The sequence below is a fragment of the Streptomyces sp. CC53 genome, from assembly GCF_001865245.1.
Taxonomy (GTDB): Bacteria; Actinomycetota; Actinomycetes; order Streptomycetales; family Streptomycetaceae; genus Streptomyces.
On the sequence record NZ_MKXB01000151.1, the window covers coordinates 38,383 to 54,033 of the forward strand.

The 15,651-nt window shown below is 72.2% G+C and carries 12 protein-coding genes; 4 read left to right on the forward strand and 8 right to left on the reverse strand.

Annotated features, from left to right (window positions below; all coding sequences use genetic code 11):
• Positions 1–11 precede the first annotated feature (11 nt).
• The 6 genes from BJP40_RS35630 to ssd all read right to left on the reverse strand — a co-directional run bounded on the left by BJP40_RS35630 (position 12) and on the right by ssd (position 4,658).
• Positions 12–335, reverse strand: a complete 324-nt coding sequence (locus BJP40_RS35630; RefSeq protein ID WP_302848968.1) for a TadE family type IV pilus minor pilin — start codon at positions 333–335, stop codon at positions 12–14.
• Between the two features lie 142 nt (positions 336–477).
• A complete protein-coding gene (locus BJP40_RS16530) occupies positions 478–645 on the reverse strand; it encodes a DUF4244 domain-containing protein (protein WP_226962894.1) in 168 nt (55 codons plus the stop codon).
• Positions 646–770: 125 nt separating this feature from the next.
• Positions 771–1,328: a type II secretion system F family protein gene (locus tag BJP40_RS16535; protein ID WP_371258646.1), complete on the reverse strand. Its 558-nt coding sequence runs from the start codon at positions 1,326–1,328 to the stop codon at positions 771–773.
• A gap of 209 nt (positions 1,329–1,537) precedes the next feature.
• Positions 1,538–2,413 (reverse strand): type II secretion system F family protein, encoded by an 876-nt coding sequence (locus BJP40_RS16540; RefSeq protein ID WP_079171232.1) that lies wholly within the window; start codon positions 2,411–2,413, stop codon positions 1,538–1,540.
• Positions 2,407–3,558: a TadA family conjugal transfer-associated ATPase gene (locus tag BJP40_RS16545; protein WP_071281016.1), complete on the reverse strand. Its 1,152-nt coding sequence runs from the start codon at positions 3,556–3,558 to the stop codon at positions 2,407–2,409. Before BJP40_RS16545 ends, BJP40_RS16540 begins: the two co-directional genes overlap by 7 nt.
• Positions 3,555–4,658, reverse strand: a complete 1,104-nt coding sequence (gene ssd / locus BJP40_RS16550) for a septum site-determining protein Ssd (RefSeq protein WP_071281017.1) — start codon at positions 4,656–4,658, stop codon at positions 3,555–3,557. Before ssd ends, BJP40_RS16545 begins: the two co-directional genes overlap by 4 nt.
• A gap of 563 nt (positions 4,659–5,221) precedes the next feature.
• On the opposite strand from ssd, the gene BJP40_RS16555 reads away from it, so the two are divergent.
• The gene (locus tag BJP40_RS16555; RefSeq protein ID WP_071281018.1) at positions 5,222–6,100 is read left to right on the forward strand and encodes an HAD family phosphatase; all 879 of its coding nucleotides are present in this window, start codon (positions 5,222–5,224) and stop codon (positions 6,098–6,100) included.
• A gap of 391 nt (positions 6,101–6,491) precedes the next feature.
• Here BJP40_RS16555 and BJP40_RS16560 read toward each other — a convergent pair whose 3' ends face one another.
• Entirely contained in the window at positions 6,492–7,310 is an 819-nt protein-coding gene (locus BJP40_RS16560) for a Fic family protein (protein ID WP_071281019.1), read from the reverse strand.
• Between the two features lie 103 nt (positions 7,311–7,413).
• Between BJP40_RS16560 and BJP40_RS16565 the strand changes: the two genes are divergently transcribed.
• On the forward strand, positions 7,414–8,400 hold the full coding sequence (locus BJP40_RS16565; RefSeq protein ID WP_071281020.1) for an ATP-binding protein: 987 nt from the start codon (positions 7,414–7,416) through the stop codon (positions 8,398–8,400).
• 344 nt (positions 8,401–8,744) lie between these two features.
• Here the strand turns inward: BJP40_RS16565 and BJP40_RS16570 are convergent, their stop codons facing one another.
• Complete coding sequence (locus BJP40_RS16570) at positions 8,745–10,037, reverse strand: hypothetical protein (protein WP_071281021.1); 1,293 nt, start codon at positions 10,035–10,037, stop codon at positions 8,745–8,747.
• 356 nt (positions 10,038–10,393) lie between these two features.
• On the opposite strand from BJP40_RS16570, the gene BJP40_RS16575 reads away from it, so the two are divergent.
• The gene (locus BJP40_RS16575; protein WP_071281022.1) at positions 10,394–12,817 is read left to right on the forward strand and encodes a bifunctional SulP family inorganic anion transporter/carbonic anhydrase; all 2,424 of its coding nucleotides are present in this window, start codon (positions 10,394–10,396) and stop codon (positions 12,815–12,817) included.
• Positions 12,818–13,633: 816 nt separating this feature from the next.
• Positions 13,634–15,646, forward strand: coding sequence for an acetate--CoA ligase (gene acs / locus BJP40_RS16580; RefSeq protein ID WP_177204404.1), 2,013 nt, complete (start codon positions 13,634–13,636; stop codon positions 15,644–15,646).
• Positions 15,647–15,651: the final 5 nt, after the last annotated feature.

Here is a 15,651-nt window from a genome sequence, read left to right on the forward strand (position 1 = left end):
CGGCCAGGCGATCACAGCGCCTCCACCGGTTCGGATCCCACCGCGTCCTCGGCGAGGGCGGCCGCCTCGGCGGTCAGTGTCAACGTCCAGGCGGCGGGTCCGGGGGCAGGAGCCTCGACGCGGACCCGCCAGAGCTCCCCGTCCCTCCGTACGGCCACCCGCGCGCCCTGCGGTGCGGCCGCCCGCGCGGTGGCCACGACCGAGGTCGCCGCCTCGGACCTCGCTGCCGCCCGTGCACCCGCACGGGCGGCGTCCACGCACTGGATGTGGGCGGCCGCGGCGGCCAGCCCCCACAGGAGCGCCAGCGCGAACGCCATCAACGCAGGCACGCTCACCGCCGCCTCCGCCGTCACGGACCCGCGGTCGGCCGGTCCCCGCGGCCGGGGGGCCGCGCCGCGTGCCCGTGGCAGGAGCACCGGCGCTGGCTTCCCCGGCCTCCGTGCCCGCCCGCAGCGGCTCCCGTCCCCGTCTCCGCCGTCAGAACGGCGCATCGAGTGCCCTCCCGATGACGGCCTGCACCCCGGAGGACACGGCGTCGCTCGTGACGACCTTGTACAGGACCGCTGCGAAGGCGCATGCAGCGATCGTGCCCATGGCGTACTCGGCGGTGTTCATGCCCGCATCACGGCGGGCGGCCGTCCGCATCGCCTCCCAGGCGGTCCCGGTCCAGTTCCTCACGCACCGCCACATGGCGGCCTCCTCTTCTCGTACGGTTGCGTTCGTGTCGTCCGTGTACATGCCGTCCGTGTGCGTGCCGTCAGGTCCGCCGCTCACAGGAGCCGGGCCGCCAGTCCGATGACGACGGGCGCCACGCCCACGGCCAGGAAGGCCGGAAGGAAGCAGAGCCCGACGGGCGCGGTGATCAGCACCTGGGCGCGCTGGGCCCGCGCTGCTGCGGCTCTCGCCCCGTCGGCCCGCAGTCCGGCTGCCAGCCGTGCGACGGGGACCGCGGCCGGGGCTCCTGACGCGGAGGCCCGTTCGAGGCAGCGGGCCAGCGGCTGCGCCCCCGGCACCTCGCCGAGCCGGCCCCATGCCTCTGCCGGGTCCCCGCCCAGGGCCAGTTCCGCCGCCGTCCACCTCAGCCGCCCGCCGACCGGGCCCCCCAAGGACCCGCCCACCGCCTCGGCTGCCTCGCGGGGTCCGGCTCCTGCGGACAGGCACGCCGCCAGGAGGTCGGCTGCGAGCGGCAGCCCCTCGGCCGCACCGCCCCCCGCGGAGCCGGGGCGGGGGAGCCGCCGCCATCTGCCCAGGCCATAGCCCGCGGCGGCCCCGACCGCCCATCCGACAGGCCACCCGACCATCGCCCAGCCCAGGAGCGCGCCCGCCACCGCGGGCACCCACCGGCGGGTGCCCGCCGGCAGAGCGGGCAGAGCCGGCAGCTTCCGGCCGCGCTGGGGGCCCGCCCGGTCGGCGGCGGTGCGTCCTCCAAGGCGCGACCGTGCACGGTTTCTCCGTCGCGTCTCGCCCAGTGCCCGAACGGCCCACACCGCCGCCGTACACACGGCCGCTGTCCACAGGCCGTGGAAAAGGTCGCCACTCAAGGCCCCTCACCCGCCCGTACGATCCGACCGGCCCACCAGAGCCCCACGGCCTCCAGAGCCCCTCCGAGCAGCAGGCAGGCGAGGCCGGCGGGCGTGTGGAGGAGTACCCGCAGCGGCTCTGCACCCAAAGCCGCCCCCATGACGAGACCGACCAGCGGCAGCACCGCCAGAAGCACGACGGTCGTCCACGAACCCGACAGGTGGGCGCGCAGCCGCTCCCGCTGATCGCGCCGGTCACGCAGCGCCGACTCCACCCGGTCGAGCCCGGTGGCCAGTCCCGCGCCACCGTCCACAGCCACCTGCCAGCAAGCGGCCAGCCCTGCCAGCCCTTCGGCGCCGTCCGCACGCGCCGCCACACGGAGCGCCTCGGCCACATCCCCACCGAAGCGCGCGGCAGCCAGCACAGCGGCTTCGTCAGCGCCCAGCGCTCCCGTGGCGTCCACCGCGAACCGAAGTGCCTGGCCGGGCTGGGAACCGGCACGAAGCTCCGCCGCGACCACCCCGCACAGGTCGATCACCGCTTCCTCCCGCCGGACGCGGTCCCGTCGCCGTGCCCTCGCCCGCAGCTGCCGGCCCACCAGGGGAACCGCGACCACCCCGGCGACGAGCGGCAGCGGCGACTCACCCAGTACGGCGAGCACCAGCGCCGCGGCCAGACACAACCACTCGGGCCGGGCACGCGCCCGCAGCCTCGGGCCGAGCGCGGGCCATCGCCTGACCGCCCCACGCCACCGCGTCCGGCCCCGCGCCGCCACGGACACGCCTCCCCCGGGCAGCACGAGGTGCCGCCGATGTGCGCTGCCGCCCGCGCAGAACCAGGCCGCTGCGCCCGCACAAAGCGCTGCCGCGTACCACGGCTGCCCGGTCACCACGGCGCACCCCCGAGGAGGTCGCGCAGACGTTCCCAGCCGGCCTCCCGGACGAAGCCCCGGGGTGCCCAGCACAGCGCGGGCACCGTGGCCACAAGGCCGTCGCCGCGCCGCTCCAGGACGTGGACTTCGGACACCCGGCGCACCCCGTGGGGACCCCGCACCATGTGCAGCACGGCGGTGAGACCTGCTGCGAGCTGGCTGTGCAGGGCCGCCCGGTCGAGACCCGCCGCCGTTCCGAGGGCCTCCAGCCGGGCGGGCACGTCGGCCGCGGTGTTGGCGTGCACGGTCCCGCAGCCGCCTTCGTGGCCCGTGTTGAGCGCGGCCAGAAGTTCGGTTACTTCGAGGCCCCTCACCTCTCCGACGACGAGCCGGTCCGGGCGCATCCGCAGCGCCTGGCACACCAGGTCCCGCAGGGTGACGCGGCCCGCGCCCTCCTGGTTCGGGGGGCGGGCTTCGAGCCGTACCACGTGAGGGTGGTCCGGCCGCAGTTCTGCCGAATCCTCCGCGAGGACGATCCGCTCCCGCGGCCCCACAAGGCCCAGGAGGCTCGACAGCAAGGTCGTCTTGCCTGAGCCGGTCCCACCACTCACCAGGTACGACACCCGCGCTTCGACGAGTGCACGCAGGATGCGGTCGCCGCCGGGTGGCACAGTGCCCGCCGCGGTGAGTTCGTCGAGGGAGAAGGCCCGGGGCCGTACGACGCGCAGCGACAGGCAGGTGCAGCCGACGGCCACCGGGGGCAGCACCGCGTGCATGCGCGTGCCGTCCGGGAGCCGGGCATCGGCCCAGGGCCGGGCGTCGTCCAGCCGCCGTCCCGCCACCGCGGCGAGCCGCTGGGCAAGGCGGCGTACGGCGGCCGCGTCCGGAAACGTGACAGCGGACAGCTCCAGGCCGTCACCCCGGTCGACCCAGACCCGATCGGGGGCCGACACGAGGACATCTGTCACCGCGGGGTCGGCCAGGAGGGGCTCCAGCGGGCCGGCCCCCACGAGCTCGCCCCGCAGTTGCCGGGTGACGCCCAGGACCTGGGCATCGCCGAGCAGCCTGCCCTGCGCCCGCAAGGCCGCGGCAACCCCCGCAGGGGTGGGCTCCGTGCCGCTCTCCGCCAAGGTCTGCCGTACTGCTTCGAGGAGCGCGGCGGTCATGAGGCACCGCTCCCGACGAGGGCACGCTGCCAGAAGGCGGCACAGAACCGCCCGAGCGGGCCGGAGGCCGCGCCTCCCGGCGGCAGGCCCTCGTCCAGTGCGACCGGCAGACGAGGTTCCTCAGGCACTTCGCCGGCGAGCGGCAGCCCGAGCACGTGGGCCATCCACTCGGGGTCGACGCCTGCCGTGTAGGGGCCTCGGGTGAGGAGGCGCAGGTCCCCCAGCACCATGGCCGCGGTCTCGGCAACGCGCCGGGCGGCCGCGACGGCTCTGAGCTCGCCGGGCACCACGAGCAGCCCCAAGTCCATCTGGGCCAGCGCTTCGACGGTGGCGTCATCGGTGCGCCGAGGCAGGTCGACGACCACGATGCCGCCGCGTCGTCGGGCCGCCGCGAGCACGGAGCGGACTGCTTCGGGGGGCAACGCCACCGACTGCCCGCGGTCCCAGCTCAGGAGGCGCACACCGTGCAGCAGAGGCAGTGACTCCTCAAGAGCCGTACCGGCGACACGGCCTGTGGAGGCGGCGAGATCCGGCCATCTCATCCCGTCCGCCTGCTCGCCGCCCAGAAGGACGTCGAGGCCCCCGCCGAGCGGATCGGCGTCCACCAGAACCGTTCGCCGGCTGGTCCGTGCCGCTCCGACGGCCAGGGCGCAGGCGAGCGTCGACGCGCCTGCCCCACCGCGTCCGCCGAGCACTCCCACGGTCAGGGCCTGCCTCCCGACGCCTTCGGCCACGTCCGCGATCCGGTCGACGAGCCGGGTTTCCGCGTCGGGCAGGCACAGCACGTCCTCGGCGCCGATCTCGACGGCGCGCCGCCAGACGTCCGGATCATCCTGGTCCCTGCCGATGAGCAGGATTCCGCGCCTGCGGGCGACATCGCGGCAGCGCACCGCGGCGTCGGCGCCGACCAGAACCAGCGGCGCCGCGTCCCAGGCCGCTCTCCCGCACGGGGGAGCGGGATGGACGTCGGGGTGCGCGCCGGCGGCCGCGCACAGTCTGAGCAGGTCGTCGAGGAGTACCGGGTCGTCGCTCACGATCAGCGGTGCGGGCCGCTGCCCTTCCGCAGTCGGTGTCCGCCCGGTGGTGATGGGTGCCACCACGGGTCCGCCCCCTTTCTTCCGCCCGCCGTGCCTTCCGCGTACGCGTTGTAAGCGGGCGGACACGGCTCGTCCACGAGTCATTCGGCGCGCGTTCGCGCCACCTCCACCCGTCCGGGCCGCGTCGGGAGATCTGCGTTTCCGGCGCCGCGGTCCGGCCGTTCGGAATCACGGTGGCGGGGTTCCGGAAATCGAGTGGATCTTGGTCAGAAACTGTGGACAACCGCCCGCTTGTGAATATCCCGCTCACCCATACCGGCGACTTCCACTACGCAGCCTTTCAGCTACGCTGAGTAATGAATCGCGGGAGGGGTCACCACCCGCGCCTCCACAGGGGGAAGGGGTGGCGATGCGCGCATCAAGCCGCCTGGGCCAGCGGAAACGCGTCCGGACATGCGACGACCCCCGCCGGGGGGGAGAGCGGGGGTCGTCTCTCCGGCCGACTCGGGGGGGGAGGAGCCGGTCCGGGTTAGCACGGTCGCGAACGATCCGTGACTTCAATGGTGTACCCGAGAGCCTTCTCAAGCAAACCCACAGGCCCCGGCGTACACCGAATGGCGGCACCTATGCTCGGGTTCGTGGAAAACCACTCCTCGCCTCGCACAGCGGCCTTCTTCGACCTGGACAAGACGGTCATTGCCAAGTCCTCGGCACTGACCTTCAGCAAGTCCTTCTACCAAGGCGGGCTGATCAGCCGCCGCGCCGCGCTGCGCACGGCCTACACGCAGTTCGTCTTCCTCGCCGGCGCTGCCGACCACGACCAGATGGAGCGGATGCGCACCTACCTCTCGGCGCTCTGCAAGGGCTGGAACGTCCAACAGGTCAAGGAGCTGGTCGCGGAAACCCTGCACGAGCTGATCGACCCGATCATCTACGACGAGGCGGCGTCGCTCATCGAAGAGCACCATGCCGCAGGCCGGGACGTGGTCATCGTCTCCACGTCGGGGGCCGAGGTGGTGGAACCGATCGGAGAGCTTCTGGGAGCCGACCGGGTCGTGGCCACACGGATGGTCGTCGGTGACGACGGCTGTTACACCGGCGAGGTGGAGTACTACGCGTACGGCCCGACCAAGGCGGAGGCCGTCCGCGAGCTCGCGGAGAGCGAGGGGTACGACCTGGCGCGCTGCTACGCGTACAGCGACTCCATCACGGACGTCCCGATGCTGGAGGCGGTGGGACATCCGCACGCGGTCAATCCGGACCGTGCACTCCGGCGGGAGGCGATCACCCGGGAATGGCCGATTCTCGTCTTCACCCGCCCGGTACGACTGAAGCAGCGACTGTCCTCGTTCTCTCTGCCGCCGCGACCCACCCTGATCGCGGCGGCAGCCGTGGGGGCGGCTGCCGCAGCCGGCCTCGTCTGGTACGCCAGTCGGCGTCGGCACGTTGCGGCCGCGAACGCAGCGACGACCCGCAGGGCGAGCGTCCGGGTTGTCCCGATGTGACGGCGAAAAGTAAAGAAGTCGGACCAGGACTTTCCCCGTCCCGCGCGCGGAGGTACAAAGGAGGTACGGCCCGCGAGACCTAGGGCATCCGAGAGGATCTCCTGTTGAGCAAGAAGGCCCCACGGACCGAACAACACGGAAGCCGAGTACCCACGCGACGTCGACCCGTCGATTACGGGCCAGCCGCACCAGGCGTAGGGCCAAGTTCCCCGCCTGATGGGTACATTTCGAGGACGCATGGTAACTCGGCGGACGTGCCAGCGGCGGTACCGGATCCGGTACCGCCGCAACCCTGTACGGGCTCGTGAGCAGCCCTTTTCCCCATGAGCGTCAAGGGATGTCGCCCCGGCCACCAACCCTGGCAGGCCGGCGGGCGGGGCTCGATGAGAGGTCAGGCGGCGCCGCGCTGCAACGCTTCACAGACGGCCGTCGACTCGCGGACGCCCAGTTCGACGGCGCGTCCGCAGTGCGCGATCCAGCGGGCCATCCCTTCGGGCGTGCCGGAGCAGTAGTCCTCGAAGGCCGCCACGTAGGCCGCGCGCCCCAGCTCCGCGTGACCGACCTCGGCCGGGCAGACCGCCTTGGGGTCCAGTCCACTGCCGATCAGCACGATGCGCTCGGCCGTCCGCGCCACCAGACCGTTCCCTGAGGTGAAGGGCCGCAGCGCCAGCAGTTCGCCGTGCACCACGGCGGCCACCACCAGAGCGGGAGCGGCGCTGCCCGCGACGACGAGTGCCGACAAGCCGTCGAGCCTGCCGTTGACCTCGTCCGCACCGGGCAACGGCGCCTCGATCAGCGGTTCGTCGACGGTCTCGCCTTCCTGCCGCGGCCGTCCGACCGAGTCACCTGCGTCGCCGACCGCGACCAGGTGCAGCCGGGCCAGCACGCGCAGCGGCGACTGCCGCCAAACGGACAGCAACTGCCCGGCCTCGGCGGTAAGCCTCAACGCGGCGCCGACCGCACGCGCCTCCGGGCCGGCGCCGAAGTCGCTCCTCCGCCGCACTTCCTCCAGGGCCCAGTCGGCTCCGGAGAGCGCCGCCGACGCGCGCGCCGCACGCAGGGCCGCCTCCGAAGAGACCTCGTTGCTACGGCGGCGCATCACTCGGTGCCCGTACACCCGATCGACGGCCTTGCGGACGGACTCCACGGTGTCGGGCACCCCCGGAAGCGCCCCCAGGGCGGCCAGCGGGTCAGCGGCATGCGTACTCATAGGTAGCGAGGCTACGCGCCCGCGCCACCCGCCCTCACCCCTGAGTGGCCTTCCTCATACGGTTCGGCAACCTGAGGCACGCGAACCACTACCCTAGGTGAGCATGAAGATCGCTTTCGTGGGGAAGGGCGGGAGTGGCAAGACGACGCTGTCCTCCCTCTTCATCCGCCATCTCGCGGCCACCGGAGACCCCGTGGTCGCGATCGACGCGGACATCAACCAGCATCTCGGCACCGCTCTCGGCCTCGACGAGGACGAGGCGGCGTCCCTTCCTTCGATGGGCGGCCACCTACCACTGATCAAGGACTACCTGCGGGGCGCCAACCCTCGGATCTCCTCGGCCGACGCCATGATCAAAACGACTCCGCCGGGCGCGGGTTCCCGGCTGCTGAGGGTCCACGAGGACAACGCCGTCCACGCGGCATGCGGTCGGCCGGTCACACTCGACCCCGGCGCAGTCACGCTCATGGTGACGGGGACCTTCACCGAGGCGGACCTGGGGGTGGCGTGCTACCACTCGAAGGTCGGGGCGGTGGAGCTGTATCTGAACCACTTGGTGGACGGCGCCGGGGAGTACGTGGTCGTCGACATGACAGCGGGGTCCGACTCGTTCGCGTCGGGGCTCTTCACCCGCTTCGACATGACGTTCCTGGTCGCGGAGCCGACCCGCAAGGGTGTGTCCGTCTACCGCCAGTACAAGGCGTACGCGCAGGACTTCGGGGTCGCCTTGAAGGTGGTGGGCAACAAGGTCCAGGGGCAGGACGACGTGGATTTCCTGCGCGCCGAGGTGGGCGACGACCTGCTGGCGACGGTGGCCCACTCCGGCTGGGTGCGTTCGGCCGAGAAGGGCCGTCCTGCACCCTTCGCCGCACTGGAGGAGGAGGTACGTACAGCGCTCAGCGAGCTGAAGGCCGCGGCGGACGCGGCGTACAAGCACCGCGACTGGGAGCGCTACACGCGACAGATGGTCCACTTCCACCTCAGGAACGCGCGGAGCTGGGGCAGTGCGAAGGCGGGGGTGGATCTCGCCGAGCAGGTCGACCCCGACTTCGTGTTGCGTGAGCCGGTGCCCCAGCACGCCTGGTGCTGACCCGATCATCCGCACGGACAGCCGCCGCATGGCAGCGTTCCGGCCCGCCCCCGCGCCGACGGGCAACCGCCGCCAGGGCACGCATCTTCCCCGCGCCGCCGGCACCCTCAGCCGTCACCCGTCAATGCCCGTCCCCGCCCGCGGTACTGCCGCCGCACCGCCTGGGCCCGTGCCCGCGGTAGCTGCCTCGCCTGAGGGGATCACGGTCCGGTGCAAGAGCCTCGGCGTACGGTCCGGATCGGACCGCGGGCCCCGGAGGAGTGGAGGTTCGGGTCCGCCCGATCAGCCCGGGGCGGGCCGGGCGGGCTCGCGGCACCAGCCACTCCTCCACAGGGGCGCCTGGTTCAGCTGGCCTGTCCCACTGCGGCAGCCGGCTTCCGGGGGCCGGCCCCCGCCGTGGAGGAGGTGGCCGGCGCGTCGGGCCTCGCAGCGAGGAAGCGCGCCCAGCCGTCGGGCGGGGCCTGACCGACCTTCAGGCTCTGGAGCTTCGCCAGCACGGCGGGGTCCTGGGCATCGAGCCAGTCGGCGAGTTGCCGGAAGGACACACAGCGCACCTCGGACTGCACACACATGTGAGCAATCGTTTCTTCGATGGCACGCATGTACGTGCCGCCGTTCCACGACTCGAAGTGGTTGCCGATGATCAGCGGGGCCCGGTTGCCCTGGTAGGAACGGTTGAACGCCTGGATGAGTCCGTCGCGCATCTGGTTCCCCCAGAAGCGGTGCATCGACGGGTCGCCCTTGGTGGTGCCCGACTGGTTGACCATGAAGTTGTAGTCCATGGACAGGGTCTGGAAGTCACGCCCCGGGACAGGGACGAGCTGCATCGAAAGGTCCCAGAGGCCTTCCTTCCGCTTGGGCCAGACCTGGTCGTTGACCCCGCTGGTGTCGTAGCGCCACCCCAGCTCCGCGGCGGCCCGCACGAAGTTCTTGCGGCCTTCCAGGCAGGGAGTACGCGCGCCGATCAGCTCCTTGTCGTAGTCGAACGGCAGGGGCTTCTCCGCTGTCAGTCCGGAGTTGGTCTTCCAGTTCTTCACGAAGGACTTGGCCTGGGCGATCTCGCTCTTCCAGTCCTCCACCGACCACGTGCCCACGCCCCGCCCCGGGCCACAGAAGTGGCCGTTGAAGTGGGTGCCGATCTCGTTGCCCTCGAGCCAGGCACCGCGGAGCTCCCGCACGGTGTCGCGGATGCCCTCGGCGTCGTTGAAGCCGATGTCGGAGCTGCCGGGGGCGTGACCCGGAGGGCGGTACAGGGAAGCCTTGTCCTCAGGCAGCAGGTAGACGCCGCTGAGGAAGTACGTCATGGTGGCGCCGTACTTCTTGGCGACGCTCCGGAAATGGGAGAAGAGTTTCTGGCTGTCCTCCCCTGCTCCGTCCCACGAGAAGACCACGAACTGGGGCGGCCGCTCGCCCGGCTTCATCCGCTTCGGCGGTGTCAGCCCGGGCTGCGGCCCGGTGAACGACGTCGAGCCGTCCCCGATGAGACGCACGGCGTTCTTCGGCGGCTCGGCGACCCGCTTGGCCCCCGCAGCGCCCTCGGCCTGCCGCGCATCGCCCGCGTCCGCGCATCCGGCAAGCCCTCCGACCAGCGCTGCTGCGACAGCACCGGCCGTAATCGTGTTCCTGACGGCCGTCATCGACCCGCCCTTCCGTGCTTCAGGTGCCTGTGATCGGGCCGCCAACGTCGCATCACGGGGGCAGGGCAGGAGGCATGCCGGGCCGAGATAAGACGACTAATCACCTTTACGGGTGAACGGATGCACCATTTGCGCGGAATGTCATGCCAGCGTCTTTACTCTGCATTACGATTCGTTTACTGAGAGTTGGCAGACCGATTAGTTGACGCCTGACGGCATCCGCCGGCGTTCTGCCCTTGCCCGGTCTCGCCCGGGCCCCTGCCCGGGTGGCGTCGAGCCCGTACGCCGTGAGCAACGCCCCTGCAAGCCGACCGCCTCACCTTTCCGGCAACCGCACTTTCGAGGAGACGGCAGCCATGACGTCCTGTATGCCCCCGCACACGAACGCAGCAGACCCGCCCGCTCCGTCCTCCTCATCGGAGCCGGCGGGCAGCCGCGCGCCGGACACCTCACATCGACCGCGGGAGCACAGCCCCCCGCCCCCGGGCCGGAGGTTTCGCATCGCCGGTGCCGACGTCTCGGCCTCGATCGCGGTCTTCCTGATCGCGCTGCCACTGTCCCTGGGCATCGCCCTGGCCACCGGAGCCCCGCTCCAGGCCGGACTCGTGGCGGCCGCCGTGGGCGGCATCGTCGTGGGTCGGCTCGGTGGCGCACCCCTGCAGGTGAGCGGGCCGGCGGCCGGACTGACCGTGGTGACGGCCGAACTCATCCAGCGTTACGGATGGCGCACGACCTGCGCCATCACCGTGCTCGCCGGTCTCGCCCAGCTCGGACTGGCCTCCCTGCGGGTCGCCCGTACGGCGCTCGCCGTGTCGCCGGCCATCGTGCACGGCATGCTGGCCGGCATCGGCGTGACCATCGCCCTGGCGCAGCTGCACATCGTCCTGGGAGGCACACCGCAGAGTTCCGTCGTCGACAACCTCGTCGAACTGCCGCAGCAGTTGGCTGCCGTCCATCCGGCCGCCCTCTCGGTCAGCGCGCTCACCATCATCGTGCTGCTGCTCTGGCCGCGGCTGCCCGGACGCGGTGGGAGGATCGCGCGCAAGGCGCCCGCCGCGCTCACGGCGGTGGCGGTGGCCAGCCTGTTCGCCTTCGCGGCCGGCCTGGACGTGCCCCGTGTCGATCTTCCGTCGTGGAGCAGTCACGCCCTGCCCGGACTCCCCGAGGGACCCGTGCTCGGTCTCGCCGCGGGGGTGCTCACCATCATGCTGGTGACCAGCGTGCAGTCGCTGCTCTCCGCGCTGGCCATCGACAAGCTGGTGGCGGCGCGCAAGAACCCCTCGACCCGGGTGCCCCGCGCGAACCTCGACCGCGAACTGGCCGGACTCGGGGCGGCCAACATCGCGTCCGGCGCGCTGGGCGGCCTCCCCGTGGCCGGCGTCGCGGTGCGGAGCGTGGCCAATGTGACGGCGGGCGCGGTGAGCAGGAACTCCACGATCCTGCACGGCGTGTGGGTGGTGCTCGCCGCCCTGGTCCTCGTACCCGTGATCGACCTGATCCCCCTTCCTGCCCTGGCCGCCCTCGTCATGGTCATCGGCATCCAGATGGTCAGCATCACGCACATCCGCAGCGTCACCCGGCACCGCGAAGCCCTCGTGTACGCGACGACGGTCCTCGGCGTGGTCCTGATCGGGATCCTGCAGGGCGTGGCCCTCGGCATCGTCGTCGCCACTGGCGTGTCCCTGCACCGGCTCGCCAGGACACGGATCACCCGGGAACGGCACGGCGGCACCGAGCACGTGCGGGTGCGCGGCCAGTTGACCTTCCTCGCCGTCCCGCGGCTGAGCCGCGCCCTCCACCAGATCCCGGGCGACGCCGACGTGGTCGTCGAGCTGGACGGCTCCTTCATGGACCACGCCGCCTACGACACGCTCCAGGACTGGCAGATGTCCCATGTGGCGCACGGGGGCCGGGTGCGGCTGACCGGCCGTTCGGGGAGCCGCATCGCCGAACCGTCGACCGGCAGGAACAGCTGCTGCCGCCCCTGGACGCCGTGGCGCAACCACCACTGCGGCGACCATCCCGCGGAGCCGTCCCGTACGACGGGGCATCAGCTCGCGAGCGGCCTGAGCTCCTTCCAGCGGAACACCGCTCCTCTCGTACGGGACGAGCTGGCGCGGCTCGCCCGCGACGGGCAGCGGCCGTCGCAGCTCTTCCTGACCTGCGCCGACTCACGGCTCGTGACCAGCATGATCACGTCGAGCGGGCCGGGCGACCTGTTCACCGTGCGCAACGTCGGCAATCTGGTTCCGCTGCCCGGTGAGGAGAGCGGCGACGACTCGGTGGCCGCAGCGATCGAGTACGCCGTGGAGGTGCTCCGCGTCCGGTCCGTCACCGTGTGCGGGCACAGTGGATGCGGGGCCATGCAGGCCCTGCTGACGAACCCGCCGCCCGCCGGACCCGTGACGCGGCCCGGTGCGGGCGCCCCGGCCGGCCGTCAGGAAACCTCCACCCCGCTGTCCCGCTGGCTGAGGCACGGGCTGCCGAGCCTGGAGCGCATGGGGAGCGGCGATCCCGGCCGGGTGCGGCTGTCCGGGCGACGCCCGGCGGACGCGGTGGAGCAGCTGTGCCTGAACAACGTGGTGCAGCAGTTGGACCATCTGATGACCCACGAGTGTGTGGCGCGGAGGGTGGCCGAGGGTTCCCTGGAACTCCACGGGATGTACTTCCATGTCGGCGAGGCACAGGCGTACCTGCTGACGCGCACCGGGGACGGACACGGCGTCTTCGAGCACGTGCCGGCGGCGGAGCTGCCGCGCAGGGAGGAGGCACCTGCGTGAGCCGGGTCCACCCGAGGGCGCGTCTCGGGCGGACGCCGTCCCGGGTGCACCGGGCCCGGGGCGGTGGCCCCGCCCCATGACGCGCAGGGAGGGGCAGGCGCCGAAACGCCCCGGCCCGGGGGCGGCGGACTGTCAGGCTCGCCGACGGGCAGCAGCAGGTTCCGGGTGCCCCGGCCGCAGACGGACGTACGGCCCCTGGGGCAGGCGGCAACCGGCAGACAACCGGGGCGCAGGCGGCAGCCGAACTGTCCGGTGCCCGGCAGCGGGCAAGCCGCTCGGTGCCGGGCAGCACCGGTGCCGGGCAGCACCGGTGGGCCGTCGGCACGCCCGAGCGGCAGGAGGCTGAAGCGTTCCAGCGCCCTCCAGGCGGCACGCCGCCAGGCGCCGGCCGGACCCCGAGCCCTGGGCCGGCGGCGTGGCCACGAGCCGGGGGAGGCCGGCCAGGCCGCGGGCCGCGAGCCCGAGCCGCCAGAAGCCGGCGTGCCCGATGAGGCCGGCATCCGGGAGGCAGCGGCGCGACGAGAGGCCGGCAGTCGCGTGCCGCGCGGGTACCCGCCGCCGCGACCGGAGGAACGCACGCGTGCGGGGCCGTGGTGGCGGTGAACCTCTCGGGGTGCGGAGACGTGAGGGTGGGTGTGGTGGTCCGGTTCGCCGCGGGTCGGCGGGGCCGTCCACCTGACCGTACAGTCCGTCCACCGCGTCACCGGCCGGCTCCGCGCCGGGTCCCGCACCCGCCAAGGACCCCCACCCATCGAGACAGAGGTCTAAACCAATAGCCGGGAACCCCTTGTCACCCGGGCATCCGGCTGGTGAGCTATGGGCCGGGACACAACGGACGCCCTGGGAATGGGAGATGTCGTGAGCAACGAGAGCCTGGCCAACCTCCTCAAGGAGGAGCGACGGTTCGCACCGCCTGCCGAGCTGGCCGCGCACGCCAACGTGACGGCGGAGGCGTACGAGCAGGCCACGGCGGACCGGCTCGCCTTCTGGGCCGAGCAGGCGCGTCGGCTGAGCTGGGCCAGTGAGCCGACCGAGACCCTCGACTGGTCGAACCCGCCCTTCGCGAAGTGGTTCGCCGACGGCAAGCTGAACGTGGCGTACAACTGCGTGGACCGCCATGTGGAGGCGGGTCTGGGCGACCGTGTGGCCATCCACTTCGAGGGCGAACCGGGCGACGGCCGGGCGATCACGTACGCGGAGCTCAAGGACGAGGTCAGCCGCGCGGCGAACGCGCTGACCGAGCTGGGTGTACAGAAGGGCGACCGGGTCGCCGTCTACATGCCGATGATCCCCGAGGCGGCCGTGGCGATGCTGGCGTGCGCCCGCATCGGTGCCCTGCACTCCGTGGTCTTCGGCGGCTTCTCGGCTGACGCGATCGCCGCACGGATCGTGGACGCCGACGCCAAGCTCGTGATCACCGCGGACGGCGGCTACCGGCGCGGAAAGCCGTCCGCGCTGAAGCCCGCGGTCGACGAGGCCCTCAGCCGGGTCTCGCAGGTCGAGAAGGTGCTCGTGGTGCGCCGCACCGGGCAGGACGTGGCCTGGACTGAGGGCCGCGACGTGTGGTGGCACGAGGCCGTCGGGCGGCAGAGCGCGGAGCACACGCCCGAGGCGTTCGACGCGGAGCACCCGCTGTTCATCCTCTACACCTCCGGCACCACCGGGAAGCCGAAGGGCATCCTGCACACCTCGGGCGGCTACCTCACGCAGGCGGCGTTCACCCACCACGCGGTGTTCGACCTGAAGCCGGAGAGCGACGTCTACTGGTGCACTGCGGACATCGGCTGGGTCACCGGCCACTCGTACATCGTCTACGGGCCGCTCGCCAACGGCGCCACGCAGGTCATGTACGAAGGCACCCCGGACACGCCGCACCAGGGCAGGTTCTGGGAGATCGTGGAGAAGTACGGCGTCACGATCCTCTACACGGCGCCGACCGCGATCCGCACGTTCATGAAGTGGGGCGATGACATCCCCGCCAAGTTCGACCTGTCCAGCCTCCGCATCCTGGGGTCGGTCGGCGAGCCGATCAACCCGGAGGCGTGGGTCTGGTACCGGGAGCACATCGGCGGTGGGCGGTGTCCGATCGTCGACACGTGGTGGCAGACGGAGACCGGAGCGATGATGATCTCTCCGCTCCCGGGTGCGACCGAGACGAAGCCCGGGTCGGCCCAGCGCCCGTTGCCGGGCATCGCGGCCACCGTCGTCGACGACGAGGCGCGCGAGGTGCCGAACGGCGGGGGCGGCTACCTCGTCCTCACCGAGCCGTGGCCGTCGATGTTGCGCACCATCTGGGGTGACGACCAGCGGTTCATCGACACCTACTGGTCCCGCTTCGAGGGCCGGTACTTCGCGGGCGACGGGGCCAAGAAGGACGACGACGGCGACATCTGGCTGCTGGGCCGGGTCGACGACGTGATGCTGGTGTCCGGCCACAACATCTCCACCACGGAGGTGGAGTCGGCGCTGGTCTCCCACCCGAAGGTCGCCGAGGCCGCGGTCGTGGGCGCGGCGGACGAGACGACGGGCCAGGCGATCGTGGCGTTCGTGATCCTGCGCGGCGCGGCGGCGGCCCAGGCGGAGTCCGACGCAGAGGGGCTCGTCACCGAGCTGCGCAACCACGTCGGCGCGACCCTCGGTCCGATCGCGAAGCCGAAGCGGGTCCTTCCGGTGGCGGAGCTGCCGAAGACCCGCTCGGGGAAGATCATGCGCCGGCTGCTGCGGGACGTCGCGGAGAACCGGGCCCTCGGGGACGTGACCACTCTGACTGATTCCTCCGTTATGGACCTTATTCAGGCGAAGCTGCCCGCAGCGCCCAGCGAGGGCTGAGTCCG

Excerpts from the sequence above, each read along its gene's own strand:
- BJP40_RS16560 (WP_071281019.1), bottom strand. The coding sequence starts at position 7,310 with ATGAGTACGCATGCCGCTGACCCGCTGGCCGCCCTGGGGGCGCTTCCG.
- BJP40_RS16570 (WP_071281021.1), bottom strand. The coding sequence starts at position 10,037 with ATGACGGCCGTCAGGAACACGATTACGGCCGGTGCTGTCGCAGCAGCG.
- BJP40_RS16530 (WP_226962894.1), bottom strand. The coding sequence starts at position 645 with ATGCGGACGGCCGCCCGCCGTGATGCGGGCATGAACACCGCCGAGTAC.
- BJP40_RS16565 (WP_071281020.1), top strand. The coding sequence starts at position 7,414 with ATGAAGATCGCTTTCGTGGGGAAGGGCGGGAGTGGCAAGACGACGCTG.
- BJP40_RS16545 (WP_071281016.1), bottom strand. The coding sequence starts at position 3,558 with ATGACCGCCGCGCTCCTCGAAGCAGTACGGCAGACCTTGGCGGAGAGC.
- BJP40_RS16575 (WP_071281022.1), top strand. The coding sequence starts at position 10,394 with ATGACGTCCTGTATGCCCCCGCACACGAACGCAGCAGACCCGCCCGCT.
- BJP40_RS16555 (WP_071281018.1), top strand. The coding sequence starts at position 5,222 with ATGCTCGGGTTCGTGGAAAACCACTCCTCGCCTCGCACAGCGGCCTTC.
- acs (WP_177204404.1), top strand. The coding sequence starts at position 13,634 with ATGGGCCGGGACACAACGGACGCCCTGGGAATGGGAGATGTCGTGAGC.